This is a genomic window from Chryseobacterium ginsengisoli (genome assembly GCF_039542325.1).
Classification (GTDB): domain Bacteria; phylum Bacteroidota; class Bacteroidia; order Flavobacteriales; family Weeksellaceae; genus Chryseobacterium; species Chryseobacterium ginsengisoli.
This window is the reverse complement of sequence record NZ_BAABHX010000002.1, coordinates 58,413-85,387: the sequence shown is the minus strand read 5'-3', so window position 1 is coordinate 85,387 and position 26,975 is coordinate 58,413. Positions and strand designations below refer to the sequence as shown.

20 protein-coding genes are annotated in these 26,975 nt (G+C 33.0%); 11 read left to right on the top strand and 9 right to left on the bottom strand.

Features of this window, described 5'->3' with window-relative positions:
* Nucleotides 1-98 precede the first annotated feature (98 nt).
* The 4 genes from ABD940_RS05395 (at nucleotide 99) to ABD940_RS05380 (ending at nucleotide 6,931) form a co-directional block, all read left to right on the top strand.
* Nucleotides 99-2,513, top strand: a complete 2,415-nt coding sequence (locus ABD940_RS05395) for a tellurite resistance TerB C-terminal domain-containing protein (RefSeq protein WP_345200820.1) — start codon at nucleotides 99-101, stop codon at nucleotides 2,511-2,513.
* Nucleotides 2,506-3,822: an ATP-binding protein gene (locus tag ABD940_RS05390; protein WP_345200819.1), complete on the top strand. Its 1,317-nt coding sequence runs from the start codon at nucleotides 2,506-2,508 to the stop codon at nucleotides 3,820-3,822. The genes ABD940_RS05395 and ABD940_RS05390 overlap by 8 nt, the downstream gene beginning before the upstream one ends.
* On the top strand, nucleotides 3,819-5,972 hold the full coding sequence (locus tag ABD940_RS05385) for a DEAD/DEAH box helicase (protein ID WP_345200818.1): 2,154 nt from the start codon (nucleotides 3,819-3,821) through the stop codon (nucleotides 5,970-5,972). Before ABD940_RS05390 ends, ABD940_RS05385 begins: the two co-directional genes overlap by 4 nt.
* A 617-nt stretch (nucleotides 5,973-6,589) precedes the next feature.
* Nucleotides 6,590-6,931, top strand: a complete 342-nt coding sequence (locus tag ABD940_RS05380; protein ID WP_345200817.1) for a helix-turn-helix transcriptional regulator — start codon at nucleotides 6,590-6,592, stop codon at nucleotides 6,929-6,931.
* 13 nt (nucleotides 6,932-6,944) lie between these two features.
* Here the strand turns inward: ABD940_RS05380 and ABD940_RS05375 are convergent, their stop codons facing one another.
* Nucleotides 6,945-7,676 (bottom strand): MBL fold metallo-hydrolase, encoded by a 732-nt coding sequence (locus ABD940_RS05375; protein ID WP_345200816.1) that lies wholly within the window; start codon nucleotides 7,674-7,676, stop codon nucleotides 6,945-6,947.
* A 204-nt stretch (nucleotides 7,677-7,880) separates the two neighbouring features.
* Between ABD940_RS05375 and ABD940_RS05370 the strand changes: the two genes are divergently transcribed.
* The 7 genes from ABD940_RS05370 to ABD940_RS05340 all read left to right on the top strand — a co-directional run bounded on the left by ABD940_RS05370 (nucleotide 7,881) and on the right by ABD940_RS05340 (nucleotide 14,384).
* Nucleotides 7,881-9,071, top strand: coding sequence for a dipeptidase (locus ABD940_RS05370; RefSeq protein WP_345200814.1), 1,191 nt, complete (start codon nucleotides 7,881-7,883; stop codon nucleotides 9,069-9,071).
* Nucleotides 9,072-9,265: 194 nt separating this feature from the next.
* Complete coding sequence (locus ABD940_RS05365; protein WP_345200812.1) at nucleotides 9,266-10,450, top strand: MFS transporter; 1,185 nt, start codon at nucleotides 9,266-9,268, stop codon at nucleotides 10,448-10,450.
* 45 nt (nucleotides 10,451-10,495) lie between these two features.
* Complete coding sequence (locus tag ABD940_RS05360; protein ID WP_345200811.1) at nucleotides 10,496-11,194, top strand: DsbA family oxidoreductase; 699 nt, start codon at nucleotides 10,496-10,498, stop codon at nucleotides 11,192-11,194.
* A gap of 133 nt (nucleotides 11,195-11,327) precedes the next feature.
* Nucleotides 11,328-11,909 (top strand): 5'-methylthioadenosine/S-adenosylhomocysteine nucleosidase family protein, encoded by a 582-nt coding sequence (locus tag ABD940_RS05355; protein WP_345200810.1) that lies wholly within the window; start codon nucleotides 11,328-11,330, stop codon nucleotides 11,907-11,909.
* A gap of 75 nt (nucleotides 11,910-11,984) precedes the next feature.
* Nucleotides 11,985-12,779 (top strand): helix-turn-helix domain-containing protein, encoded by a 795-nt coding sequence (locus ABD940_RS05350; RefSeq protein ID WP_345200809.1) that lies wholly within the window; start codon nucleotides 11,985-11,987, stop codon nucleotides 12,777-12,779.
* 66 nt (nucleotides 12,780-12,845) lie between these two features.
* On the top strand, nucleotides 12,846-13,853 hold the full coding sequence (locus ABD940_RS05345) for a S41 family peptidase (protein WP_345200807.1): 1,008 nt from the start codon (nucleotides 12,846-12,848) through the stop codon (nucleotides 13,851-13,853).
* 9 nt (nucleotides 13,854-13,862) lie between these two features.
* The gene (locus ABD940_RS05340; RefSeq protein WP_345200806.1) at nucleotides 13,863-14,384 is read left to right on the top strand and encodes a GNAT family N-acetyltransferase; all 522 of its coding nucleotides are present in this window, start codon (nucleotides 13,863-13,865) and stop codon (nucleotides 14,382-14,384) included.
* On the opposite strand, the gene pdeM is transcribed toward ABD940_RS05340, so the two are convergent.
* The 8 genes from pdeM to ABD940_RS05300 all read right to left on the bottom strand — a co-directional run bounded on the left by pdeM (nucleotide 14,381) and on the right by ABD940_RS05300 (nucleotide 26,927).
* Nucleotides 14,381-15,025 (bottom strand): ligase-associated DNA damage response endonuclease PdeM, encoded by a 645-nt coding sequence (gene pdeM / locus ABD940_RS05335; RefSeq protein WP_345200804.1) that lies wholly within the window; start codon nucleotides 15,023-15,025, stop codon nucleotides 14,381-14,383. The genes ABD940_RS05340 and pdeM overlap by 4 nt on opposite strands.
* The gene (locus ABD940_RS05330) at nucleotides 15,022-17,475 is read right to left on the bottom strand and encodes a ligase-associated DNA damage response DEXH box helicase (protein ID WP_345200803.1); all 2,454 of its coding nucleotides are present in this window, start codon (nucleotides 17,473-17,475) and stop codon (nucleotides 15,022-15,024) included. The genes pdeM and ABD940_RS05330 overlap by 4 nt, the downstream gene beginning before the upstream one ends.
* Before the next feature lie 38 nt (nucleotides 17,476-17,513).
* Nucleotides 17,514-19,094, bottom strand: a complete 1,581-nt coding sequence (locus ABD940_RS05325) for an ATP-dependent DNA ligase (protein WP_345200801.1) — start codon at nucleotides 19,092-19,094, stop codon at nucleotides 17,514-17,516.
* Complete coding sequence (locus ABD940_RS05320) at nucleotides 19,091-20,116, bottom strand: ligase-associated DNA damage response exonuclease (protein WP_345200800.1); 1,026 nt, start codon at nucleotides 20,114-20,116, stop codon at nucleotides 19,091-19,093. The genes ABD940_RS05325 and ABD940_RS05320 overlap by 4 nt, the downstream gene beginning before the upstream one ends.
* Nucleotides 20,117-20,190: 74 nt before the next feature.
* Nucleotides 20,191-21,528, bottom strand: a complete 1,338-nt coding sequence (locus ABD940_RS05315) for an MATE family efflux transporter (protein ID WP_345200799.1) — start codon at nucleotides 21,526-21,528, stop codon at nucleotides 20,191-20,193.
* Nucleotides 21,504-22,817, bottom strand: a complete 1,314-nt coding sequence (locus ABD940_RS05310; protein ID WP_345200798.1) for a lysine N(6)-hydroxylase/L-ornithine N(5)-oxygenase family protein — start codon at nucleotides 22,815-22,817, stop codon at nucleotides 21,504-21,506. The genes ABD940_RS05315 and ABD940_RS05310 overlap by 25 nt, the downstream gene beginning before the upstream one ends.
* Nucleotides 22,818-23,008: 191 nt before the next feature.
* The gene (locus ABD940_RS05305) at nucleotides 23,009-25,432 is read right to left on the bottom strand and encodes a GNAT family N-acetyltransferase (RefSeq protein ID WP_345200797.1); all 2,424 of its coding nucleotides are present in this window, start codon (nucleotides 25,430-25,432) and stop codon (nucleotides 23,009-23,011) included.
* Complete coding sequence (locus tag ABD940_RS05300; RefSeq protein WP_345200796.1) at nucleotides 25,410-26,927, bottom strand: pyridoxal phosphate-dependent decarboxylase family protein; 1,518 nt, start codon at nucleotides 26,925-26,927, stop codon at nucleotides 25,410-25,412. Before ABD940_RS05300 ends, ABD940_RS05305 begins: the two co-directional genes overlap by 23 nt.
* Nucleotides 26,928-26,975 lie beyond the last annotated feature (48 nt).

The following is a 26,975-nucleotide window of genomic DNA, read 5'->3' as shown; positions in this document are numbered from 1 at the left end:
AGATAATTTTGAGTAATTATAATATTGTTATATTAGAGTATTGAATTAATTTTAATATCAATTAAAACTAATAACCCAATTACTCAATTTTATTTAAGATGACTAATTTCGAAAACTCGGACTTACAGATTGTTACGACCAAAGCAAGAGCAGATAAAGCAATCAATTCTTTAAAAGGTCTTCTGTTAGGGATTATTTCGGACGATATAATCGACGCCAAGGAAATGGAAGAACTCAGATTATGGGCTCAAGAACATTATGATCTGGTCAACAGAAATCCTTTCCGTGAGTTCATGATTTTAATCGAAAACACGGCTTCCAACGAAATTCCTACCAAAGAAGCGGTTGAAGATTTATACTGGCTTTGCCAAAAATATGAACATAACAGCATCTATTACAACGGAATCACTTCTGATCTTCAGCTTTTACAAGGAATTTTCCATGGGATTTTGGCGGACGGGATTTTAAGTGATGAAGAAATTTTTAAACTTCATGACTGGCTTTCGGAGAACAAACATTTGAGTTCTTATTATCCTTATGATGAAATCCGCAGTCTCGTTTTATCCATTGTGGAAGATAAAATAATTACGGAAGACGAAAGAACTGTTTTAACGGCTTTTATCAAACAGTTTGTTGAAATAAAAAACACAGAAGTTGCACAGAAAATCGAACGTGACACTGCGGATGTAAATATTACGGGAATCTGTGCTGTAAATCCTGAAATTATTTTTGACGGTAAAACCTTCTGCGTTACAGGAATTTTAAACCGAGGTTCGAGAAGTGAACTTCAGAAAGCCATTCAGGATCAGGGAGGAATTTCTGTAAATTCAATTTCAAAAAAGACTGATTATCTTATCATTGGTTCTACAAATAATGCTTGCTGGAGCTATTCCTGTTACGGCAGAAAAGTTGAAAAAGCTTTGGAATTAAGAAAATCGGGACATACGATTGTTTTGATTCATGAAGCTGATATTTTCAGTGCAATTGATGGGAAAACTTTTACAGAAATTTCACCCGTAAATAATGAAATTCCTATGATCAACAGCACATCTTTTCGTGATGATTCCATTATTGATGTGTCAGGAAATGCAGATATTCCGATCGATTTTGGAGTTAATTTCCCAATTCAGGAAAATATTTCTATCAATATTGTAAATCAAAATACAAATCCAACAACAGAATCATGGAAAATTGGAAAAAAATACACGCGAAAACTTAATCTTAATGAAGAACAGATTAAGCTTTTAGATAAACTTTCTTTTGCCAATAATGTTTTTAATGAGATTGAATACTGCAAAATTCAAATCGTCAAGCAATTTTTAAGAACTGTAGAATATCTTTATCAAAACTGCATTCCCGTAAATAAATCGTATGCAACAGTGATTGATGAATTATCGGAAATCATTGTTGTGCTTCAGTATAATTATAAAAAAGAGAGCTTAAATTATAAATATACTTTCGACTCTGTACAAACGGAAATTTTTAACCATATTTTAAAATTATGTGAAAATAATGTTCGTGAAGTGTATGGAATAAAAAGAAAGATTAATACAGATTTCAATTACAATAATTCTGATATTTTAGATAAATACAACAAAAAAATCGTTTCAAAAATTGAAGTTTTTTTAGTTGAAAATCAGTTTCAGGTTCTCGATGCAGACTATAAAACCAATATAATTCTTAATGAAACAAACACCAATCGCTGGAAAACAAAGTTTGATGTAATTAAAGAAGATTATTCCAATTCCATAGCTTTTGAGCGCGAAATTTTCAGATTGGCAGAAGTAAATGTAAAAAATCCGTCGTTGGATACCATCTTTTTTGAAGCCTCGAAATTTGTTTCAGGATTAGACAAAAACTGCGCACTGAGACTTTACATTCATTATCTGGATAAAGACTTAAACTCTTCTAAATTCAGCAAAAAGCAGCTTACTCAAACCATCCAGAAAAGTTTGTTTTCGACGGCAGAACAACTTAATGATTTTGAGAAAATTTTAAGTGAATTTGTTGTGACTAGAAATCTGGAAACGGCAATTGAAAAGGTAAATCAGATTTATCTTCCAAAAAGAAAAAAAATCACCATAGATGCGGAAGCGATTAAAAATATTCAGTCGCAACATTCCGAAACTGCAGATATTTTGGGAAGACTTCTGGATGATGATTTTGAAGATGAAAATACTTCCATAAAAGCTGAAGAAACCATAAATAAAGATGAATTAACAATCAATATAACCAATAAAAAACCTGAACCTCAAATTTCAAAATACCTTGAAGAATTAGGATTAACAGATATTCAAAAAGAAGTTTTAGACTCATTTGAAAAACAAAGTTTCACTATTTTACAGACTGATTTTGAAGAGTTTATTAAATCTAAGAATATGTTCGCAGGATCAACCATAGAATCGATTAATGAAAAATGCTATGAAATTCTTGATGATATTCTGATTGAGGAAGAGGATGAATATTTTACAATTAACACAGATTATTACAAAAAACTTTTAAACAATGATTGACAATATTAAACCAAAAGAAGCCACATCTATCATTAATTCTCTGGTAAGCGGCGTTGTACCGAAAATCGGAGTTCAGCATATTACGGTAGGAAGATCCGAAGAAATCACAGCATTTATCAGTTCGCTGGAAGATGTGAAAAACGGACATAGTCTCGCAAAATTCTGGATCGGAGATTTTGGAAGCGGAAAATCTTTTATGCTTCATCTTTTAAATACGGTGGCTTTAAAACAAAAATTTGTCGTTGCCAACGCAGATTTTACACCGGATAACAGATTATATTCAAATGATGGTAAAAGTGTGATTTTATACTCCGTAATCATGGATAATATTGCCATCCAGACCAAGCCTGAAGGTGGTGCTTTGTCAACTTTACTTGAAAAATGGATCGAGCAGGTCATTACAAAAACAGCCGAGGAAAACAATATTTCTTTAATGGAAATCAGAAACGAGCAATATTTAAATCTGATTCAAAATTCTATTATGAAAACGGTGAACGAAATTACAGAAGTCGGCGGATTTGATTTCGGCTCTGTCATCGTGAAATATTATGAAGGTTACATCAAAAATGATGAACTATTGCGCCGGAATGCTCTAAAATGGCTGAAAGGAGAGTATAAAACCAAAACCGAAGCAAGACAGGATCTTGGCGTAAGGGAAATCATCAACGATTCCAATTATTATGATATGTTGAAAAACTTCTGCAAACTATTTGTGAGTATGGGTTACAGCGGTTTTATGATCAATCTCGATGAAGCGATTAATCTATATAAAATTTCTACAGCCGCCGCAAGAGAAAAAAATTACGAGAAAATTTTATCGATTTATAATGATTGTTTTCAGGGGAAAATTTCCAATTTATTCATCAATTTTGCCGGAACAAAAGAGTTTTTGGAAAACGAAAGGAGAGGGCTTTTCAGTTATCAGGCTTTAAAATCAAGATTGGAAAGTAATAAATTTGAAACGATGGAAATTCGTGATTTTGCGCAGCCGGTTATTAAATTAATGCCTTTAAATCACAATGAAATTTTTGTTTTACTTAAAAAACTAAAGCTGATTTTCGATTTCAATTACAAAATAGAACTGAATATCACCGATGAAGAAATTTCTGCCTTTATGGAGCAAATGTTCAATAAACCAGGAGCTTCAGAATTTTTGACGCCAAGAGAAGTCATCAGAGATTTTCTGAATATTTTAAATATCATAAGACAAAATCCTGAAGTTGATAAAAGACAACTTTTCGGAGACATTGAAATTTCTGACGAAAGACCAAAAGATACCATTTTGATGGATAGCATTGAAGAAATATGAGTGCTGTACAACTACTTTCAACACCCATTAAAAAGTATATTTGGGACAAAAGATGGGAAAGCTTAAGACCAATTCAAGAAAGAGCAATTGAAAGAATTTTAGCAACAGATAACAATTATGTTTTGATATCGAGAACAGCTTCGGGTAAAACTGAGGCTGCCTTTCTTCCGATTTTATCTAAGGTAAATTTTAAAGAGCAAGGTGTAAAAGTGCTCTACATTTCACCTTTGATCGCTTTGATAAACGACCAATTTACAAGAGTCGAAAAACTCTGCGAATACTTGGACGTTCCCGTTACAAAATGGCACGGTGAAGCCTCAAAAGGAGCAAAGGACAGACTTCTGAAAAATCCGGAAGGTATCGTTTTGATCACTCCGGAATCAATTGAAGCTATGTTCCTGAATAAGCCATATAATGTTCGGCATTTATTTTCAAATCTGGAATATATCGTTATAGATGAAATTCATTCCTTTTTAGGTTCTGATCGTGGAATTCAACTACAGTCTTTATTGAATCGATTGAAGCGAATTAATAATAAAAAATTCAATATTGTCGGGCTTTCTGCAACGGTAAGTGATGCAAATAATTATATTGAATTGAAAGAATTTTTGGGAAATCCGGAAAACACGAAAATTATTCGGGACATAACTCCAAAACCAATAAATGCCGCCTTCAAATATTTTGACGGATCTCTTTCTCAGGAAATTCCATCAGATCTTTTAAAAGATTTATATCTATCAACAAAAGACAGTAAAGTTTTGATTTTTCCAAATGCAAGAGGAAAAGTGGAAGAAGTTGCTGTAAGATTGAAATCAATTTCAGAAAAAGCTGGCGGACATAAAAATTATTTTTCACATCATTCTTCTATTGATAAGGAAGTTCGGGAATATGTTGAATTTTTTGCCAAAAACAGTACTCTTCAAAACTTTTGTATTTCGTGTACTTCAACTTTAGAACTGGGAATTGATATCGGAAATGTAGACGAAGTTGTACAAATCGATGCGACACACAGTATTGCCTCTTTAATTCAGAGAGTTGGGCGAAGTGGACGAAGAGAAGGTAAATCCAGCAATCTTTTTCTTTATGCGACAAATCCTTGGAGCTTACTTCAGTCTTTGGCATGCTGGCTTTTGTATCAGGAACATTATATTGAACCAATTCCTGTTAATAAAAAACCGTATGATGTTTTGCTTCATCAGCTTTTATCAATTATGAAAGGGGCTTCCGGAATTTCTTTATCTCAGCTTTTGAAAGAACTGATGAGTAACTCTACTTTTTCATCAATAGAAAAAGAAGAGATTGAAGATATTATTGATCACCTTATTAAAATTAATTTTTTAGAAAAATTAGGAAATGAATACATCATTGGAACTGATGGAGAAAAAGTAGTGAATCACAGAGATTTTTACAGCCTTTTTCATACTGATGTCTTTTTTAAGGTTTCAAGTCAGGGAGTGAAAATTGGGGAGTTGCCTTTGTCTCCACAAATTGAAATAGATAAGAATATCTATCTTTCTGCAAGAATTTGGAAGATTAAGGATATTGATCTTAAAACAAAGAAAATTGAAGTAGTTCCGACTAATAGTGGGAGAAAGCCAATTTTTGAAAGTGATAAAGTAAATGTAGCTCATGAAATAAGAGAAAAAATGCTTGAGATCCTTATTTCAAATGAAGAATTTGATTTTCTTGATATGATAGGCTCTGAAATTATCCGTGCTTTAAGAAAAGATTTTTCCATTTTTAAAATTAAGAATATAAAAACAGACCGGGCTATATTGTTTAGTAATAATTATATTACTTTCTATACTTTTACAAGTTCAAAAATCAATAAAACTTTAGGATTTATTTTGAACCGATTAGGAGTTGAAAATGTTATTTTTGATGATAACAGTACTTTAAATATCAAAAATCCGACAGTTGATCTTGTAGAAATTTTGAAAGATATTAATCTGAATAATATCGATTTGGACAATATATTAACTGAACTTCTTGAGGAAAAACCATCTATGATCAATTTCTCAAAATGGGGACAATATCTTCCCCTACAATACCAAGTCGAATTACTCAAAAATAATTATTTCGACTTTAAAGGTTGTAATGATTTTCTTCAAAACCTGAAATTCGTTGAAAATCAAACGGATTATAATTAGTCAATATAAACTTCAGACTGTTATATATTAACCAATATTGTGGAATTATTATTTAATCATAAAATTCAACAGTATTGGTTTTGTTATTTATAATTAGAACTTATAAAATAGTTCAATCTCTTTTTATAATTATAATACCACAGATATACCATAAAAGATTTATTCTTAAAATCACACAGGAATGATTTTGAATATTTTATTGTGAAAACATCCTTTTTTTTAAATTCTATTGATTGTAATCATAAAAAAACAGTACAAGAAACCTCTAGATTTGTAAATAAATAAAAGGCATGCACGCGAAAGAAGAAATGAAGAATTAAAACCTGACGTGGTATCTATGTGGTATTGTAATTCAGGGAAATTTTAATCATTTTTTATTTCTTTGTCTTTGCCTAAAAATGTTGTCACAATTTTTGCGAAAATATTTTTAATCTTAAATCCAAAAAAGAAAAAAAAACGTAAGTAGGTATATGTTTTCAAAATGATAAAATATTAACTATAAAGGACTTCATAAATATAGAGTTAATAGGGCTTAGAGATGAAGTAAATGAGAAGAGAGATTTGATACTGGAGCTTATCAGAAAGCAACAGAAATTTGTAGCGATGAGAAAAAAATTATGAAAAACGAAAAAACTGAATTCAATTTAGAAGATTTAAACCAAAAGATTTTTGTACAAGACGAAATTTTAGCACTGGCAAAAGAGAATTCTCCTCGTCTGTTGAACAAATTCAGGTTAGTTGATCCGGATTTTTTCAAAAAATTATCCGCGATTCAGCCAAATCTTAAAAACTCTGAATTGATTTTTTGTATTTATTTAAAATTAAATCTAACAACCAAAGAAATTGCAACGTACACGTTCGTAACTCCAAAAGCCATTCAGAACAGAAAGAACAGGCTTAGAAAAAAACTGAATATTGCTTCAGAAGTTGATATTTATAAGTGGTTTAATGATCTTTAAACCATTTTTTTATTTAAAATTCTAAAACAGCTTTTTCAAGATCGTGGTACAGCAAGACTTTCCAATGATTTTTAATTGCTTCTTCTTGCCATTTTATTCTGAGTTCCATTGCTTTTCTGCCGTCAAAATCACTTTTGTAAGCAAGATGATATTTTAAATAAGATTCCTGTGGAAGATCATCGGCTCCGTAAAAAACAGTTTCATTATTTTCCTTAATCCAGAAAACCTGCATGAAAGGAGTGTGATCACCGACAACTTCAAAAGAAATTTCGTCTGTAATTGAGCCTTTATCTTCATCCATCCAGACAATATTATCAAGCTCAATAAGCTTTTCAAGCGTATCAAAATCAAAAGAATGATTTCCGCGATTTTCCATGGCAAAATCTAATTCACGTTTTTGAATATAAATTTCTGCATTTGGAAAAGTTGCTTCAAAACCTTTTTCAGTCCTTGTAATCGTCGTTTCTATATGATCTTTATGAAGATGTGAAAGCAATACTTTAGTTATTTGATTTGGAAAAATATTTTCCTTTTCAAGAATTTCAGAAATCACCGTTTTTCCGTTCTCATTTTTCCATCCGATTCCTGCGTCCAAAAGTATAATATCCTTTTCTGTAATGATTAAAAAAGGAGTGACAGACATTTTAATTCCTTTAATTGTATCGAAATTTTCTTCTGTTAATAAAGTAAAATCTTTTGTTTTACTGGTAGAAAAATTTCCTTCTTTTAATGGTATAATTTTCATACTGCAAAGTTCTTCATTATTTCTAAATCTCTAAAACGTTTTTTTTCGGTACAAATCATCGTTAAAAGCGATGAAAACTGTAAACGTAAAATTATTTCCAAATCTTCTTTAACATTTTAAACTAAAATCTATCAAAAAAGTGTAATCGATTGACTAAGGTAAATTCTTTGTTAAAAACTATTAATCAAAAACTAGAATAAATTTATGGAAAACTCTTCACAGCAATGGTCTCGCAAAAAATTCATAACAACTTTGAGCGGAGCGGGAGCAATGCTTATGTTAAGCCCTTTATTATCATGGACAATTCAGGAAATAGATCCGAGAGTGGCAAAGATTGTAGCAAAAACAATAGGAATCGATACTCATAATCATATTGATGTTCCGTTAAATCCCGCAGAACTTCCCGGTCCAAAAGTAGACTTGATCGGTGAAATGAAAAAATCCGGTTTATCGGCAATCAGTATGACTTTTGCTGTGGATTATCAAAAACTGGAAAACTCCGGAGATGCATACAACAGATTTATCTCAGGATTGGATGCAATGGATAAAAAACTGGAAACAAATGGAATGAAACGTTCTGTGAATTTATCAGACATACAAACTTTTCATAAAAAACAAATTCCGACGGTCATTCAGTCTGTTGAAGGCGGACATTTTTTGGAAGGGAAATTAGAACGATTAAATATTGCTTACGAAAGAGGGTTGCGACAGCTTGGTTTGCTCCATGATCACGATGCTTCTGTACCATTGGGAGATGTTTACACCAATCCTCCCCAATTTGGAGGTCTCACTTCTTTCGGCTCAGATATTATCAAAAAATGCAATGAATTAGGAATTTTAATTGATCTTGCTCATGCCAATAACGAGACAATCGACGCTGCTCTTAAAATCACTAAAAAACCTGTCCTGATTTCCCACACCGGACTAGATACGCAATTGGGAAATAATGAATTTATGGCTAAAATGATGAAACCGAGACTGATCAGCAAAGAACAGGCAAAAATTGTTGCAGATTCAGGCGGTGTTATCGGAGTTTGGACGCATTTGGCAGATTCACCTTTAGAATATGCTCAAAATATAAGAGCTTTGGTTGATGTGATTGGCGTTGATCATGTCTGCATAGGAACCGATACAAAACTGACTCCAGCTTATCATTCTCCAAACGAATCAAGACCAAAACCTAGTGGAAATCAAGGTAATCAAAAAGAAAATTCCAATAAGAAAAAAGGTGAGAGAGTAGGCGAACGAACCAATCTTGCATGGAAAGACCAAAAAGAAGGTTTCTATTTTACAGTAATTGATGCTTTATTAAAAACAGGTTTTTCGGAAGATGAGATCGGAAAAATCGGAGGAGGAAATTTCTTAAGAGTTTTTGATGCAGCAACAAAAGGTTAAAGCCTAATTTTATAAATTAAACTTGTTATCTTGATATTTTGATCTCTCTTTTTAGCATGAAACATTATCTTTCAGCAACTTGAAAAATTTTACTATTTCCGATTGATTCCATTAATCTGTCATTTAATGATTAACAATTCGAAATACAGTGAAATTCATTAATTCTATTACTAAATTTGCACCAAATTTTTAATATGCAGTTGAATTCTACCAGCGGTATTTCGCGTACTGTGATTTGGTTGATGTCCGTTATTTCAGGGCTTGTCGTGGCAAACAATTATTATAACCAGCCTTTGCTGGGACTCATTGCAAAGGAATTGAACGTTCCTGAAAGTGCAGCAAGTAAAATTTCTGTTCTTACCCAGTTGGGTTATGCAGCGGGATTATTATTAATCGTTCCTTTAGGTGATAAATTTTTACGTAAAAAATTAATTTTAATCGATCTCGTTTTAGTTTTTGCCTCGTTACTTTGGATGACTTTCGCTCAGGAATTGTGGATGTTATATGCAGCAAGTTTATTGATCGGAGTAACTTCCGTAATTCCGCAGTTGTTTATTCCCATCGCCGCAGAATTGTCGTCTGACAAAGAAAAATCTTCCAATATTGGAACTGTAATGTCTGGTTTATTACTAGGAATTCTTCTATCAAGATTCATTGGTGGAATTGTTGGTGAAATGTGGGGATGGAGAGCCATGTTCGGAATCGCTGCAGGAATGATGATTCTGGTTTGGATTGCAGTCTACAAAATGCTTCCGGAATTAAAGCCCAATTTCAAAGGAACATACAAAGAATTAATGAAATCCGTCTTTCATTTGGCAAAAACTCAGCCCGTTTTAAGATTGGCTTCTTTTCGTGGCGCGATGGCTTTCGGATCGATGTGTGCTTTATTTACAACCTTAGTTTTTCACATGGAAAAATCTCCATTTAATGCAGGTTCATCAGTTGTAGGAAGTTTTGGTTTAGCAGGAGCAGTCGGAGCTTTGGCAGCTGCAAAAGTGGGTAAATTACAGAGGTTTTTAGATTTAAATAGAATTATTTTTTATTCATTATTGGTTGTTTTAGGAAGTTGGGCATTTACCTATTTTGCAGGAGAAACGTATTGGGGATTGATCATTGGAGTAATTTTGGTTGATTTAGGCGTACAATCGAGCCATATTATGAATCAGACAAATTATTTTTTAATCAAATCAAATGCAGTCAACAGATTGAATACGGTTTACATGGTTTCCTACTTCATCGGCGGTTCATTAGGAACTTGGACGGCTTCTTTGGCTTGGCAATATGCAAAATGGAGTGGTATTTGTTTTGTTGGAGCGACAATGGCAGTTTTAGCCCTGATTGCTCATTTAATATTCAGTAACAGAATAAAATTAGCTTAAGAAAAATTTTAACTTTAATCATAATTTCAATTAAAATAAATTAAAATGAAAATAGAAATCTGGTCGGATGTGATGTGTCCATTTTGCTATATCGGAAAAAATAATTTTGAACAGGCGTTAGAAAAGCTACCTTTCAAAGATGAAGTGGAAGTAGAATGGAAAAGTTTTCAGCTTGATCCGACGTTAGACCCGAAAGAAGCAAAAAATACTTTTGAATATTTAAAGGAAAAGAAAGGTCTTCCTGAAGCTCAGGCTCAGCAGATGATCGGGCAGGTTTCACAAATGGGAAAAGGTGCAGGAATTGATTTTCATTTTGATAAAGCATTAATTACCAATACTTTTTCAGCTCATAAGCTGTTGCATTTAGCGAAAAAATACAATAAGTCAAACGAAATGGAAGAAGCTCTTTTTATCGCTCATTTCATTGACGGAAAGAATGTTGGAGATCTTGAAACATTAATTTCTCTTGCCGATTCTTTGGGGATTGATAACGAAGAAGCAAAAAATATTTTAACTTCAGAAGAATTTGATTATGATATAAATCAAGACATTTTAGAAGCAAGAAATAACGGAGTTACCGGAGTTCCTTTTTTTATTCTGAATGGAAAATATGCGGTTTCAGGAGCGCAACCTGTTGAACTTTTTGCAAATGCACTTCAACAAACCTACGATGAAACCGTTTCTCCCTTAAAGAATCTTTCAAATGGAGAAAATTCTTGTGATACAGACGGTTGCAGCATTTAATCTCGACTTCATAAAATGAATGAAATCCTCAAAATTTGAGGATTTTTTTCTTTTTGTTTTAATCGTTTTTAAAATTCGATTATTACGTACAATTTTCTATTTTTGATGTGAATTTAAAAATTCATTTTTTCTCATGATTAAAATAAACGACGAACAACAATTTCCTATTGAAGACACACTTTTCGTTTTTGCTTTGGATTCGGAAGCCGGAAAGGTTTTTAATGATAAAAACAAATTAATTACAGGTATCGGAAAAGTAAATGCCGCTATGGAATTAACCAAAGAAATTCATCGGGCAAAACCAAAATTAATTGTAAATCTTGGTTCTGCTGGAAGTAAAAATTTTCATAAAGGTGATGTAGTTTGCTGTACAAAGTTCATCCAGAGAGATATGGACGTGAGAGGTTTGGGATTTCAATTGTATGAAACTCCACTTTCCGGAATTCCGCCTGTTTTGGAGTATGGTTTAAAGAAAAATGATCTTCCAGAGGGAATCTGCGGAAGTGGCGACAGTTTCGAGATGAATCATTCTGAAACCGTTTATAATATTGTTGATATGGAAGCTTATCCTTTAGCTTTGATTGCGATGAAAGAAGAAATTCCTTTCCTTTGTTTGAAGTATATTTCGGACGATGCAGGAAGTGAAGCGGCAGATGATTGGGCGGTTCAGGTTCATTTGGCTTCGGAAGCTTTTAACAAAATTTTATTTTCATAAATCTATTCTTCGGATTTTATTTTTGTTACTATTTTTATCCTTTTCAAGCATTTTTAAGAAAAATTTATTTTTGAAATGAAAGTTAATTTCTACAAACCCAATCATCCTGTTCTTAAAAAATATATTGAAGGGTATTATTTTATGACGAAAGATGAATCTAATGAGAATCTGAATTATCTTACATTTCCGGACAATTATTTTATTATTTCTGCCTGTCAGAATGTTTCATTTTTCCGGGATCAAAATAAGGTAGAAATTTTTCCGTCTTTAGAGGAAAACATTTTTATTGATTTTGTTTCACGCTGTAGTTCTCCCGTTGAGATTCATTATAAACAACCAATCAATGAACTTACCATTTATTTTAAACCTTTAGGAATTTATTATTTTTTCGAATCAAATGAATGCCGCTTTCTAGAAAATGAAATTATTTCCTCTGATTTTAAAGATTTGATGAAAATTATTCTGAACGAAACTGAAAGAAAAATACAAATTGAAAAGCTTGAAAATTATTGGATTTCAAAATTCAACGAAAAAAAATTAAGTAAAATAGAATCAATCTTCAATGATTTTGACTCCGAATTAAATATTGAACAAATTGCTTATAAACATCAGATAACAAGACAATATTTAAACAAAATCTGCACAAAATATCTGGGAAAATCAGCTTCGGAATTCAGGAAAATTCAGCGTTTCAGAAATTTAATGATTCAGAATAAAAATATGAAAAATTTAACCGAACTTTCCTATGAAAACCTTTTCTACGATCAGTCACATTTCATTAAAGACTTCAAAGATCTGACTAAAATTCAGCCCCGAAAGTTTTTCGAAAATGTGAATACAGAACAGAAAAATATCTGGTTTTTTATTTAAGTTTCCATTTTTACAATTTTTACGGTTGGTATTTGAATAATTTCGCTCAAAATAAATGCCGTTTCAATGAAAAAAACATCTCTTTTAATTTCAATACTTTTATGTTCATCAATATTTGGACAAAGTGACAAATCAAAAATTCTCAAGGAAATTTCAGATAAAATCAAACAAAATTATATTGATGAAAAAGTTTTTAAAAGTATAGATTCATTATTTCAAAGTGAGAATAAATCTGGAAATTTTAACCTGTTAAATGAAAAAGATTTTGCGCAAAATTTAACACAAAAACTAAGAACTGTGACGAAAGATAAGCACTTTTTTGTCAAATATTTAGAAAATTATACACCTGAAAAAAAGATCAATATAAAGGAAAATGAAAAATTAAACAATTTTCATAATAGTCTGGAAAATTTCGGTTTTGAAAAAGTAGAAAGACTTGCCGGAAATATCGGATATATCAATTACAAAGGCTTTGCTGAAGCAAATTCCAGTGAAAAAGTATTAGAATCTACCATGAATTTTGTTGCCAATACCAATTCTTTAATTATCGATTTGCGGGAAAATGGAGGAGGAGACAACGAAATGCTCCTGTTATTTTGCAGTTATTTTTTTAATAAGAAAACAGATTTATACACAACCTATTTCCGAAATTCAGGGAAAACAGTTAAAAACAAAACTCAATCAAAAGTTTTAGGTAAAAAATATCTTAATAAAAACATTTATTTTCTGACAAGCGGAAAAACATTCTCTGCAGGAGAAGCTTTGGCGTATTTTTTACAGGAAATAAAAATGGCAACGGTAATCGGAGAAAAAACCGGCGGTGCTGCAAATCCTGTCGATCCATTTTTTATTCAAAATAAATATATGTTACTGGTTCCGGATGGTAAAATAACTTCAACAATTTCTGGTAAAAACTGGGATCATATCGGAGTGATTCCGGATGTAAATGTAAGTGTCGAAAATGCTTTGAAAACCGCTTATGTATTGGCTTTAAAATCAATTGTAAATAAAAAAACAAAAACCGATCTTTCGGAAATTGAACTTAAAAATCTTATCATTAAATTAGAACAGTAAATTTAAAAAATGATATCAATAACAATCAAAAAGGCTTCAACTGAAGATCTGGAAACAATACAAAATGTAGGAAGAGAAACCTTTTACGAGACTTTTGCAAAACATAATTCGGAGTATGAAATGCAAAAATATCTGGATGAAAGTTTTGCATCAGAAAAATTAATAAGAGAATTAAACACGATTGATTCTCAGTTTTTTATTGCATGGGAAAATGAAAACCCGATCGGTTATCTGAAAGTAAATTCCGGAAAAGCACAAACAGAATTGCAGGATGAAACGTCTCTGGAAATTGAAAGAATTTATGTAAAAAGCGAATATCACGGAAAAAAGATTGGTCAGATTTTATACGATAAAGCTTTGGAAATTGCTTTACAGGAGAAGAAAAAATATCTTTGGTTGGGAGTTTGGGAAGAAAATGTAAGAGCGGTTAATTTTTATAAAAAGAACGGTTTCATAGAATTTGACAAACATATTTTCAAGCTTGGAAACGAAGAACAGACTGATTTAATGATGAGAAAACTTTTAGACTAAATCTCATAAATTTCAGCATCCGTAAAAACATAGAATCTTCCTTTTTTAGGGAGATTTTTCGTATCTAATCCCGTAAATTCACTGAAAGCAGGAAGCAGTAATTGATTTTCAGTGACCACAAAACAAGGTAATTTAATATTTTTCACAGAAGAATTAATGACAAATCCCGGATGAATGTGCCCTGTAATCTGAAATTTATTCTGTTCTTTTTCAAAATCATGAACAAAAATAAAATCCTCAATTTCTAAAGATTTTGATTTAAAATTTAAACATAATTTTGATTCCAGTTTTTTGGAAATTTTATCATGATTTCCTTCAATCAAATGAAATTGTAAGTCGGGATATTGGTTTCTCCAGGTACAAAATTCATCAACGTCAGAATTGTCTCCGGCGTGAAGCAAATCTCCAACGACAATAAATTTATCCGGTTGAAAATATTCTATCAAAATCGATAATCGCTCCAGATCATTCTTCATAATCTGATTGGCAAGAGCAATTCCGTTTTTCCGAAAATGGGCGGTTTTTCCGATGTGCAAATCTGATAAAATCAGTGCTTCTTCCTTTTTCCAAAATAGGGCACGTAGGTTTGTAAGCGTAAAAATTTCGTTTGAAATTGATATATTTTTTGTAACTATTTTCATATTGATCTCGCTTTCTTCGCCTGCTGAATCAGTTGCTGAATTCTCGCATCAAGACTTTCACTCGTCAAAGTCTGTCGCAAACTATCCACTTTTATAGGGAAACTCAAAGGTGTAAAAGTATTGGCAAATTTCAAAACAATTTTAGATTTTTCAATTCTTTTAAAGGCTTCAACTAATCTTTGTTCCTGCAACTGCATATTAAAAACCTCAGTATAAGCCTGTCTCACCAAAAAATGATTCGGATCATGATCTTCCAATACTTTGAAAATCAATCCAGCAGAACTTTGCAAAGCTTTATTTGAACGCTGCTGTCCGGGAAAATTTTGAATCACCATTCCTGAAATTACTGCGATATCGCGGAATTTTCTTCGTGCCATTTCCGCAGAATTAATGCTTGAAATAACATCTGTCATCAAATTTTCTCTTGTTAAAATTTTACTTAAATTATCTTCATTTAACGGAATTTCTTTATCACTAAATAATTCAAAACCATAATCATTCATCGCCATTGAAAAGGAAATCGGTGCCAGTTTTGAAATCCGGTAAGCAATCAAGGCAGCCATCACTTCATGCACCAAACGTCCTTCAAAAGGATACATAAACAAATGATATCCTTCTCTATTTTTAATTAATTCAACCAAATATTCATCTTCTTTCGGAATATGTGAACGTTCTTCCTGATTAATCAATAATGGATGTAAAAATTTCAGTTCCTTTTCTGAAGCTTTAGGATTCAAAGCTCCGGATAATTTTTCTCTTAAAAAATGCCCTAAATTCGAACTTAACGGCAACCTTCCTCCCAAATAACTTGGAGCCAATGCCTTTCCTTTAGATAATCGAACATAGACTGTCATATCTTTTACCATCGCGACTTCCAGAACCCGACCGGCAAGTATAAATTTTTCTTCTTTTTTTAATTTTGAGATAAAATATTCCTCAACCATTCCGATGTAACCTCCTGAAATAAATTTAACCTTTAACATCGCGTCACTTACAATTGCACCCATATTCATACGGTGAAGCATAGCAATTTTTCTTGAAGTTACTTTGAATAACCCGTCCTCCATAACCACAACTTTGTGATATTCTTCGTAACTTTTTAAAGCACTTCCGCCAATTGTAAGAAAATCGAGAATATTTTTCCATTCTTCATCCGTTATTTCCTGGAAAGTATAAATTTGTTTAATCCTTTCATAGGTTTCTTTAGGATAAAATCCATCACCAATTGCTAAAGTCATTAAAAATTGAACTAAAACATCAAAACACAAAACCTGCGGTTCGCGAGGTTCAATAACGTTTTGTTTTACCGCTTCTTTTAACGCAGCCACTTCAATTAATTCCAAAGAATGGGTGGGAACACAATAGATTTTTGAAGTTTCAAAAGGGGAGTGACCGCTTCGTCCGGCACGCTGTAAAAACCTCGCAACACCTTTTGCAGAGCCAATTTGTATCACAGTATCAACAGGTTTGAAATCAATTCCCAAGTCCAAAGATGAAGTCGAAACGACTGCTTTTAATTTACCGTTGCTCAGATTTTCTTCAATCCAAATTCTTAAATGTGCATCAATTGAGCTGTGATGAATCGCAATTTGCCCCGCAAAATCAGGATATGCATCCAATAATAATTGATACCACATTTCACTTTGACTTCGCGTATTCGTAAAAACGATTGTTGATTTTGATTCTAAAATGATGGGAACAACTTTATCTGCCAATTTATTTCCCAAATGTCCAGCCCACGGTAAAATTTCAACTTCATTGGGGAAAACAGGAATAATATCAATCTTTTTATGTTCTTTGGCTGTAACTTTTGTCTTTTTTATGTCATAAGGAATTAAAACTTCCATCGCTTCATCAAGATTTCCGATGGTCGCCGTAATTCCCCAAATTTTCAATTTTGGTACGTATTTTCTAAGCTGAGAAACACCTAATTCAACAATAACTCCACGTTTTGAGCCTAACAATTCATGCCATTCATCAACTACAATAGTTTGCAGATTTTGAAAAAACCGCTGATGATTTTTTTGTCCTAAAAGTAAGTGTAAACTTTCAGGAGTTGCAACCAGAATTTCAGGCATATTTTTGACCTGCTGTTGTCGGACTTTCGGATCTGTATCACCGTTTCGAACACCCACTGTCCAGTCCAGACCGATCTCGTCAATCGCTTCCTGCATTGCTTTTGCGATGTCTTTCGAAAGCGAACGAAGGGGAGTAATCCAGATCATTTTCAGATTGCTTTTGTATTTTTCGGGATGATTTAAAAAGTCTGAAATAAGCGCTAAAAAAACTGAATATGTTTTCCCAAAACCGGTCGGAGCAACCACCATTCCGCTGTATCCATTCCCGAATTTTCGCCAGGTTTCGATCTGAAATTTGAAGGGAGAAATACCTTTTTCCGCCATCCAATTTTGAATGACCTTGAATCCGTTGGTATTTTCAAATGTTGACAATTTTATATTTTATTTTTATATTAATATTTAGAATTAAATTATTGTATCAATTTTTTAATCTCTTCAATATCATCAATATCATTCACCGTTTTATCTTTTCTCCATCTCAAAATTCTCGGAAAACGTAATGCAACACCACTTTTATGACGATTACTGAAACCAATTCCTTCAAATGCAATTTCGAAAACAAGCTCAGCTTTTACGGTTCGTACCGGACCGAATTTTTCGATTGCATTTTTATTGACAAACTTGCTGACTTCCATAATTTCTTTGTCTGTTAATCCAGAATAAGCTTTGGCAATTGTTACTAATTTATCTCCACTTTTCACGGCAAAACTGTAATCGGTGTAATATGCGCTTCTGCGTCCGCTCCCTTTTTGTGCATAAATAAGAACCGCATCAATCGTCAGCGGATTGATTTTCCACTTCCACCAATCGCCTTTTTTTCGCCCGGAATGATAGGGCGAATTTTTTTGTTTCAGCATCAAACCTTCGCTGTTTATTTCTCTGGAATTTTCTCTGATTTGATCTAATTTATCCCAGTTTTCAAAATTTATAACTTGCGAAATTTTAATATTTTCAGGGTTTTCATTTAGCAATAATTCTTCCAGCATTGCACGTCTTGCTGATATCGGTTTTTCTCTTAAATCATTATTTTCAAGTTCTAATAAATCATAAGCAAAAACCTCAATCGGAATTTCTGAAAGCATTTTTTTAGTTAAAGTCTTTCTGTTTAATCTTTTCTGTAATTCATTAAAATTTAAAACTTTACCATCGATCACCGCAAGTATTTCTCCATCTAAAACAAAATTTCCATTCATCGATTTTACAGTCTCTGCAATTTCAGGAAATTGTTCTGTAATCAATTCTTCACCTCTCGACCAGATGAAAACTTCGTCGTTTCTTTTAATGATTTGTCCACGAATTCCGTCCCATTTATATTCGATTTGCCATTCATTTGGCTTTCCTAATTCCTGTAAATCTTTTTCTAAAGGATAAGCCAGACAAAAAGGATAAGGTTTAGAATTATCTGGGTTAATATTTTCCGCTGAAATCAGTTCTTTAAATGAAATTTCATCAGGATGCCATTTTCCCATTAAGCTGTGCATTAATGTGCTTGATTCCTGATCTGAAAACTTTGTTAAAGCATTAATTAATGTTTTTCCGGAAACTCCGATTCTAAAACTGCCACCGAGTAATTTATTGAAAATCAACCGTTCCGTGTAATCCAATCCATCCCAAGAATTTAGAACAAATTCTTTTTTCTCTACATCCGATTTATTTTTTAAACCGATAATATTGTTCATCCATTCAGATAAAGAATTTTCAATTTTTTTCGTTGGAGGAGGCAAAATCAATGAAAGTGTTTCACCAAGATCGCCAACCGAAGAATAACTTTCCTGAAACAGCCAAAAAGGCAACTTTGTAATTTCCAGCGCCCATTCTTTCATATAGTTTGTATTGACGTTTCGTTTCGGTCTTTTTCCCGTAAACAGAGCGATAAACCATACTTTATCTTCATCCGGCGCACGTTCCAGATAATCGATAATAGCATCAATTTTAGCATTGGTTTTATTGGTGCTTTCCAAAGCGTTGATCAATTCTGCGAAGTTTTTCATGGCTCAGGATTTTCGATAGTTTCTTTTTCAGTTACTTCCTCATCATCGTCTCCGTACAAAGTTTCAACGACATCGGATTTTATTCCGATTTCATTTAAATATTTAGAAAAAACTTCTGTCTGTCCGTGTGTTACATGAACAATTTCCGCTTCTGTAGCTTTTATGGCTTGTAATAATCCTTTCCAGTCTGCATGATCGCTCATAGGAAATCCTGCGTCTGCGCTTCGCCATCTTCTCGCTCCACGAACCTGCATCCAGCCTGAGCAAATTGCTGTTGCAGCATTCGGAATTTTCTTAATTATATTGCTGTCTAATAAAGCGGGAGGAACAATGACAATTTCATTTTGAAGATGTTTCACACTTTCTCTAAAATCAGGGATTTCGTAGTCAGGAAGATCGATTCCGACGGTTTCAAAAGCTTCATTTAATTTGCCAATAGAATAATGAACATGAATTTTTCCCAATCCCTCAACTGCTTTCATAATTCGCTGAGCTTTACCTAAAGAATAACCGATGAACACAGATGTTTTTTCATTTTCCTGATTTCTCAAGACCCAATTTTGAAGCTTTTTATTAAGATCAGGAACTTCGAGCCAATTGTAAATGGGAAGTCCGAAAGTACTTTCTGTAACGAATTCGTTGCATTTTACCAGTTCAAAAGGAGTACTTAAGCCATCATTCTGAACTTTATAATCACCGGAAATTACACTTACATATCCTTTATATTCCAAACGAATTTGCGCAGAACCGATGATGTGACCAGCGGGATGGAGAGAAACTTTTACGCCATTCATATTGATAACTTCACCATATTCAACGCTTTGGCATTCAATATCTGGCGAAATTCTTTGATATAAAATTGGTTTTGTAAAATGATGACAAAGGTATTTTTTCATTCCCCAACGCGCGTGATCAGCGTGACCATGTGTGATGACTGCCAAATCAACGGGTCGCCAAGGATCGATGTAAAATTTCCCCTGTGGACAATAAATACCTTTATTTGTAAATGTGATTAGTTTCAATGGTGTGACTGGTTTTGATTTTATTATTCAAAAATCTAACCAATCACATCATGAATTTGTGAGAATTGAATATTTTAAGCCTTTTTCAGTTTTAACTTAAAATTATTCAACAGGAAATAAGTAACAAGTCCAACTGTTAATTCAATTAAAGCACTTCCCCAATAGATACTTTTAATCCCAAAATAACGAGGAAGAATTAGCATTAATGGAATGTATAAAATCAATTGACGAAGAAAAACAAGAAAGCTTGCTTTCTTACTATCATTTACCGCCGGATAATAGGAGAGTGCCAAAACGGTAATCGGTAACAATGGTAAAACGGAAAAAAATAATCTAAAATCCAATATTTGATGATGATTTACCGAATATCCAGGAAGCATTAACCCAATTAATTGTTGTGGAAAAAATAAAGCAATAAAAAAGAAAGGGAATAAAATAGCAACTCCAGCCAAAATGTACATTTTTAAGGATTTTCTTGCTCTTTCATAATTTCCTGCACCAAAATTGATTCCGACAACAGGTTGTAAACCACGCATTAAACCAAATAAAGGCGTTAATAAAAACAGGAAAAATCGATTTAAAACCGTAAAAAATGAAATATCATTTTCTGTTCCATACGTTGAAATAGCATTAAAAATAATAATACTTTGAATAACTCCCATCACTGATAAAACCATTTCCGGAAGTCCTAATTTTAAAATCTTTTTTCCAATTTCAGGATTAAAAGAGATTGATTTCCAATTGGTTTTAAACGAGCTTTTTCCTTTCGCATAATAGAAAATTCCGAGTAAAGAATAGATAATCATTCCGCAGTTTGTTGCCCAAGCTGCACCGGAAACGCCCATTGCAAAAGTTGAAATGAAGATTGGTTTTAAAATAATATCGATCACCAAACCGATTGCAATCATCACTGCGGCGGTTTTCATCTTTCCTTCGGCACGAATTAACATATTTAATGCTAAACCGTAAATCCAAAAAATTGTTCCGATCAAAGTTGCTCTGAAATATTCAACTGCAATAGATTGCAATTCTCCTTTTGCACCCATCATTGCCATTAATTCATGAGCAAAAATATAGGCAGGAATGGTACAGGTCAAAGAGAAAAAAATACATAGAAAGTTGAAACTTCCAAATAAATTGTACAGTTTGTTATTGTCATTTTTACCAATCCAAATACTTACTGCTGCTCCAGCTCCGGTTCCGACCAATCTTCCGAAACCTAGAACGATTTGAGACAAAGGATAAGCCATTCCGACGGCTGCAAGAGCTTTAGTATTAATTAAATATCCGACAAAAATAGCATCCAGAAAATTATTAATTCCATATAAAACGATCGCCGCAACAGCAGGCCATGAAGTTTCCCACATGACCTTTTTCAAATCACCCGTTAAGATGAATGTTTTTCTGTCCATGTTTTAGATGTGTTGAATTTTTGAAAGGCAATTCGTTTTTCTACTTTATAAATTTCTTTTCCTGCCAAAGAATTAATGATAATTGAATTTCGGTAAGCTCCCATCCCTAAATCCGGAGTTACAAAACCGTGCGTATGAAGTTCTGCATTTTGAACGAAAATTGTTTTTTTATTATCGATTGTATAATAACGACTTACATCAAATAAACCATCTCCTGTTCTTTGAATTTGATTCTCAATTCCCTGTAAAAATTTTGGCTCTTTGTACTTGTAACCTGTTGCAAGAATCACATAATCAGAATCATGGGTGAAAGTTGCATCGTCTTGGACATGAGTGAAATTTAAAACATAAGAATTTCCTTCTGGGTAAATACTATCTAATTGACAGCTAGGTTTTAATTCAACATTTAAAGGTTCATTTCCAACGCTCATTTCGTATAAAGAATCAAAAATATCATTAATTAAATCGAAATTAATCCCTTTATAAAGTGGCGGTTGTTTCGCTAATAAATTTTTTCGCTGATTGGGCGGCATTTGATAAAAATGATCAACATATTCAGGCGACGTTAATTCCAAAGTCAATTTTGAATATTCCATTGGGAAAAAGCGATCTGGGCGGGTAAACCAGTTCATTTTCAAACCATCTGTTGTCTCCGGAAGAAGATCCTGAAAAATTTCCGCAGCACTTTGTCCTGAACCAATTATTGAGACTGATTTTGAGTTTAAAATTTGCTCTTTTTTATTTAAATATTCTGATGTATGAATGACATTCGGATAGTTCTTATCTTCCATGAATTCAGGAAGTCTCGGTTGAGTTCCTGTTCCTAAAGCCAGTTTTTTTGTATAATATTTTTTAACATCATTATTCTTTAAATCTAGAACATCAATGATATAAGTTTCCTGAGTTTCATCAAAAGAAACATTTTCAACTTTATTTCCAAAAAGGCAGTTTTCCAATTGATTAGCAACCCATTGACAATACAAATTATATTCTTTTCTTAAAATGTAAAAACTCTCTCTGATATAAAATTTATATAAACGGTCATTTTCCTTTAAAAAATTCAAAAAGCTAAATTTGCTTGTAGGATCTGCCATTGTTACCAAATCCGCCATAAAAGGAACCTGTAAAGTAGCATTGTCAAGCATCAAACCGGGATGCCAATCAAAACCTTCCGCCTGATCTAAAAAGAGTGAATTGATGGACTCTATAGGCTCTAAAAGTGCCGCCAATCCAAGGTTGAAAGGACCGATTCCGATCCCGATGATATCGTATATTTTGTTGTTTTCCAATGTTTTTGTTTTTTGAAATTTGAATTATTTTAACCATTAAGATTTAATTTAAGGAGTTAAGAAATTTAAGTTTAGATTCTTCACTCCGCTTTGCTCCATTCAGAATGACAGTGCGCATGTCATTTCGACGAAGGAGAAATCTCTTAATAATCTTAACTCCTTAAATTAAATCTTAATGGTTTATTTAAATATTAAATACTTTTCGTTTCCATTCTACTTTCCGGGCATTTTCCCCAATATCCTTCACGCGTACAGAAAGTTAGATAAGCAGTTTTATGTGGCATTTCAATCACACCTTCGCGGGTGTAACCCAATTTTGTGATGATTCTATCGGTCGGAACCGCATCAACAGAGGCTTCACCGATACATTTACCAACTTCCGGAAGCATAAAAATATAATCTAAAGCCACCTGAAAAGATTGGAATGAAAACTTTTTATCTTTCTGTGTTTCAGCCACAAAAAAATGTGTTCCATAATCAGTTGGAAGTGCGTCGTAATAAGCTCCTACAATATCTCTCATCGGCCAGTAAGGTTCAAAGCTAAACTGCGGAATATCATTCACATAACCGATAAAGCTATGCTGTTCGTCACTCGGAAGAATCGTTCTGAACCAAAGCTCCAGATCTCTTTTCGGGCCATCCATTTTCCAGAAAGGTTTTGCGTGTTCCATATTGAACCATTCGTGGATCATTTCAAAATCATTTTCGATGTCGAAAGGTCGAATGCTGATGTTTACATTTTCCTCTTCAAAGTATCTTGAATAAACGACTTCTTTAGTTTCTGGTTTAATTAATTTATTTGAAAAGAAGTATTTATTTAAAGGATTCGGTGTATCCAGAAAAACCGCAGGATATTCTAAATTTTCGTCTGCTTCGTTAATATTTTGAAGGCTCGTAATTAAATTTCCTTTTGTATACCAATTTCTTTTGTTTGTAATATAATTTACCAATCCCGTTTCGTCCTCATTTTCAAGTTCTTTGAATGCTTTATAAACAAGATTGATTAATTTTCTTTCATCAGCTAATTGATTGCAACCTAAAGCATTAACCACTCCTAAAATATTATTCGTTACTAAATAATAGGTGTATTTCGGAGCCAAAGATTCTTCATCAATGATTGACTGACTTTCATCCGCAATTCCCGGAAGTGCATTGGAAACCAGTTCTTTTCTGCCTTCTCTGAAGAAAAAACCTTGATTATCTCTGAAATAAATTTTCGCTGGAAAACCTTTCTTATCAAGCTCTACCATTACATTTTGCTGGTGAAATTCACAAGCCAATCCATATTTATTTAAAATCCCAACAATTGGTCTTACACAGATGTGAAGATATTGTTTGAACCAATCCAAAGCGACCTGTTCAACGGATAAATCAAGATTTCTGGCTGTATTGGCAATGATATTTTGAAGTCTTGAAGGTTGTCCTAAAATTCCGTCCTGACAAAGTGCTGCTAAAAGCGTCACATTTTTGTTTTTATTTTCACCATAGAAAGGATTTCTTCTAATGCTTATATTAAAGCCATTGATGATTTTATCATTAAATTTTACAGCAATAAAAGCTGGATCTACCATAAAATCAATCTCAGGATAATCTTTCTGTAAATTTTTTCCCCAATCTGTTTTTAACAACTGACTGATATCGTGACCACGATGCAATTCAGGATATAGGTTGATTCTCTCAGAATTTGTGATTTTTACGTGAAGAGAAAATTTAAACATCCATTTATTTTCTTCATTATAAACCGTTCTTACAGAAGACGTTGGTGTAAAATATTCGCCATAATGTCCTAAAGCAAATAAAATTCCCTGCTCCTGCATCATCTGAACATCTTCCTGAGTCAGCAAATATTCCGCTTCCCACGGATGCATCGGAACGATCTGATAGTCTGGGAATTCGTCCCACAATTTTTTATGTTCAGCATCTAAAAGCGGAAAGATTTTTTCTCCTAATTTTTTAGAAACGGCTTCTCCATCTGCATTTTTTTCAATGATATTTTCAGGATTAATCAAGAAATAAAACAATTGAAATTGTCCTGAAGTTTCGGGAGAATAAGTAATTAAATCTTGTTGATTAAATCCTTGCTTCGATTTTGGAACCGGATGCAAAATGTGTCCTAAAACAAGCGATTGCTCTGCTTCGATAAAAGACATTTCCAGATCATTCACAGACTTATTATTTTCAACCAAATGATTCAAATAGGTAGAAAGATTTTCAATACTGTTGTTCAATCTTTTCATGACGGTTGAAGCATCGATTCCTTCGTAAATACTTTTCGCATATTCAGCCGTTAAAGCCATGAATCCGTAAATATCTACCTCAGAAACTTCATCTGTTTCTAAAATTCTTCTTAAAACCGGAAAATCAAAAAGATGCCTCCCGCTTTCAGAAAAATAATTTACCGGAATGTAAACATCACAGCCAATCGAAGAAAAATCGATTCTAATGTGAAGATTGGTAGTTGTTTTTCTTAAATTTTTTGCAATGGCAATATCATATTTTGGAATTCCCAGATAACGACTCCAGTTTGTGAATTCCTTCATATAACAGTTGATTAAGGCTGTAAAATTTACTTTTTCTGCGTATTCTTGGATATTAGTTGAGTTCAATGTATTCATTTCCGTATTGTTTAATGGTGTTTAAAATAGTTTGGATATCTTCAATTGTTGTTAAAGGATTCAGAATGGTGAACTTCAAATAAAATTGTCCGTTCACTTTTGTCCCCGCAACTAAAGCATTTCCGTGTTTATAAAGTTGTGATTTGATGAAAGTATTGATTCTGTTTAAATCAAAAGTTTTGAAAGGATCCGCCGAATATCTGAAGACCAAAGCCGAAATATCAGAACGGTTTAAAACCTCAAAATGAGGATCATTTTCAAGAAGAACTACGACTTCACTTGCCGTTTTAATGATTCTTTCGATATAACTTCCAAGTCCCTTTTTTCCAACAATTCTTAAGGTAAACCAAAGTTTCAGAGCATCAAATCTTCTCGTTGTCTGAATGGATTTATTTACTTGATTTGGAATTTCATTCTCATCGTGATCTTTCGGGTTTAAATAATCCGCGTAATGGGTAATTAAAGTGAAATAATTTCTATCTTTCACCAAAAACCCGCTACTACTTACAGGTTGAAAGAAAGATTTGTGATAATCAACCGTTACAGAATCTGCATCTTCAATTCCATTAATTAAATGGCGATATTTTTCTGTCAAAAGCAATCCGCAACCGTATGCAGCATCCACATGAAACCACATTTGAAACTTCTTGGTAATTGCTGAAATATTGGTTAAAGGATCGATATTTCCAAAATCTGTCGTTCCGGCTGTTGCGACAACTGCAATGGGAATATTTCCGTTTTCGATTTCTTTTTGAATGGCATCTTCCAACAAAATACTGTTCATTTTGAAAGAACGATCGGTTTTCACTTTTACAACCGCTTGTTCGCCCAAACCTAAAATCGAAGCACTTTTCTGAATGCTGAAATGTGCCATTTCTGAAACAAAAATCCTGAAACGTTGGGCATTTTCCGGTAATCCGTTTTTCTTGATATTATGATTAAAATTTTTAATCGAATAATGATCCCGCGCCAAAAGCATTCCCATTAAGTTACTTTGAGAACCTCCACTCGTGAAAATTCCGTCTGAATTTTTTCCGTAACCAATTTCGTTGCAAGTCCATTCAATTAATTTTTGTTCCATCAAAGTCCCACCTGCGCTTTGATCCCAAGTATCTAAAGATGAATTGATTGAACTGATAAGCATTTCCGCAGCTACCGCCGGAATTACAACCGGACAATTAAGATGGGCAACGTATTTTGGATGATGAAAAGCAACGGCGTGCTGCGTATAAAGCGTTCTGACTTCCTCAAAAACTTCCTCGTAATCTTGCGGAAGATCGTTAAGATTGATATTTTCAAACTGTTTTCTCAACTCTTTCGGAGAAACTCCGCTGAAAGGCTGCTTGTTGTCTTCTAGAAATGCAACCACACTTTCCAGTGCTTTCTGCATCGCATTTTGATATTCGTGAATGTTGATATCACAGAATAAATTCTCCAGATTTGGGAAAAGGAGTTCCCTTTCCGAAACCACATGTTCGGTAATAAACGTGTTCATAAAAATACTGGATTGGTTTCTTTTTTACTTTTTATATTAGGTTTAGAT

Excerpts from the sequence above, each read along its gene's own strand:
- ABD940_RS05370 (WP_345200814.1), top strand. The coding sequence starts at position 7,881 with ATGGAAAACTCTTCACAGCAATGGTCTCGCAAAAAATTCATAACAACT.
- ABD940_RS05385 (WP_345200818.1), top strand. The coding sequence starts at position 3,819 with ATGAGTGCTGTACAACTACTTTCAACACCCATTAAAAAGTATATTTGG.
- ABD940_RS05390 (WP_345200819.1), top strand. The coding sequence starts at position 2,506 with ATGATTGACAATATTAAACCAAAAGAAGCCACATCTATCATTAATTCT.
- ABD940_RS05395 (WP_345200820.1), top strand. The coding sequence starts at position 99 with ATGACTAATTTCGAAAACTCGGACTTACAGATTGTTACGACCAAAGCA.
- ABD940_RS05350 (WP_345200809.1), top strand. The coding sequence starts at position 11,985 with ATGAAAGTTAATTTCTACAAACCCAATCATCCTGTTCTTAAAAAATAT.
- ABD940_RS05325 (WP_345200801.1), bottom strand. The coding sequence starts at position 19,094 with ATGAAAAACTTCGCAGAATTGATCAACGCTTTGGAAAGCACCAATAAA.
- ABD940_RS05380 (WP_345200817.1), top strand. The coding sequence starts at position 6,590 with ATGAAAAACGAAAAAACTGAATTCAATTTAGAAGATTTAAACCAAAAG.
- ABD940_RS05365 (WP_345200812.1), top strand. The coding sequence starts at position 9,266 with ATGCAGTTGAATTCTACCAGCGGTATTTCGCGTACTGTGATTTGGTTG.
- ABD940_RS05355 (WP_345200810.1), top strand. The coding sequence starts at position 11,328 with ATGATTAAAATAAACGACGAACAACAATTTCCTATTGAAGACACACTT.
- ABD940_RS05375 (WP_345200816.1), bottom strand. The coding sequence starts at position 7,676 with ATGAAAATTATACCATTAAAAGAAGGAAATTTTTCTACCAGTAAAACA.
- ABD940_RS05340 (WP_345200806.1), top strand. The coding sequence starts at position 13,863 with ATGATATCAATAACAATCAAAAAGGCTTCAACTGAAGATCTGGAAACA.
- ABD940_RS05345 (WP_345200807.1), top strand. The coding sequence starts at position 12,846 with ATGAAAAAAACATCTCTTTTAATTTCAATACTTTTATGTTCATCAATA.
- ABD940_RS05300 (WP_345200796.1), bottom strand. The coding sequence starts at position 26,927 with ATGAACACGTTTATTACCGAACATGTGGTTTCGGAAAGGGAACTCCTT.
- pdeM (WP_345200804.1), bottom strand. The coding sequence starts at position 15,025 with ATGAAAATAGTTACAAAAAATATATCAATTTCAAACGAAATTTTTACG.
- ABD940_RS05360 (WP_345200811.1), top strand. The coding sequence starts at position 10,496 with ATGAAAATAGAAATCTGGTCGGATGTGATGTGTCCATTTTGCTATATC.
- ABD940_RS05315 (WP_345200799.1), bottom strand. The coding sequence starts at position 21,528 with ATGGACAGAAAAACATTCATCTTAACGGGTGATTTGAAAAAGGTCATG.
- ABD940_RS05305 (WP_345200797.1), bottom strand. The coding sequence starts at position 25,432 with ATGAATACATTGAACTCAACTAATATCCAAGAATACGCAGAAAAAGTA.